Below are 1,017 nucleotides of genomic sequence, written 5' to 3'. Positions count from 1 at the left end.
CCAGCGTGAAAGCCCGAGGCTAACTCTCGTGGCGGATACGTGTGGGTGATCGGCCTGCCCCGGGTCGGTACCCGGGCAGCATCAGGGGGCTTCCCCCGAGATGTGGACACCAATTCCTATGCTGCGGTGGCCAGCGTAGCCGATCGCTTCTCGTATTCGATCGGACAGATCTGACCGAGAGTGGAATGCCTCCTTCGCGTGTTGTAGTGGGTGATCCAGCGGAAGACGGCGGCGCGGGCCTCAGCCGCGCTGGTCCAGCGCTTTGTGCCCTGCAGCGTCTCTCGCTTCAACGTCGCGTTCAACGATTCGGCAGCGGCGCTGTCCGCTGACGTTCCGACTGCGCCCTGCGACCGGGTCACTCCCAGCTCGCGGCAGACATCCGCGAAGTTCTGCGAGACGTATTGGGCGCCGTTGTCGCTGTGAAATATTGCCCCGTCGAGACCGCTGGCACCACGGGCGGCGGCTGCCGCCCGCAGCGCGTCGGTGACCAGCTCGGTGCGCATGTGTGCAGCGATCGACCAACCCGCCAGCCGTTTCGAGTTCAGGTCCAAGACCGTTGCCAGGTAGGGGAACTGGCCGTCCCCGACGGGGAGGTAGGTGGGGTACCTACCTGCACGCAGTGCTCGGGGGAATGTCGCCGACGTATCGGGTGTTCGGCGCGCTCGCAGTGAAGTCCCGCCGGATCAGGTCCGGCACCGGAGCCGCGGAGGGTTCGGGGACCGTGGTAACAGCGCGACGGCATTGGCCTTGAACTCCGCCGAGTACGCCTTCATGACCATTGGTGACATCTCTTCCTCTGGGTCCTTCACGACCTAGTGTTCACGATGTCCTCATTCAGGGGGAAACCCCCAGGAGCTGATCGACGAGGAGTTCCTCGACACGACGATTCGGATACTGTGATGCAGGACACGCCACTTTTTGGGTGGGATCACAGTCGTGCCCTAGTACTGCAACGGCACATGCTTGACAGATGGACGATACTGATTGCGTGGTCCTCGATCTGGTTGCTGCCGAGTT

Annotated in this window: 1 pseudogene; it reads right to left on the bottom strand. The window is 63.2% G+C overall.

Annotation, left to right across the window (positions count from 1 at the left end):
• Nucleotides 1-116 precede the first annotated feature (116 nt).
• Nucleotides 117-726 (bottom strand): annotated as a pseudogene (locus tag MLGJGCBP_RS22050) (IS3 family transposase); the annotation flags it as partial.
• Between the last annotated feature and the right edge of the window lie 291 nt (nucleotides 727-1,017).

It is taken from the genome of Rhodococcus sp. T7 (genome assembly GCF_009872365.1).
Taxonomy (GTDB): domain Bacteria; phylum Actinomycetota; class Actinomycetes; order Mycobacteriales; family Mycobacteriaceae; genus Rhodococcus_F.
Note: the sequence above shows the minus strand (reverse complement) of the source record. Positions and strands in the feature narration are given on the sequence as shown.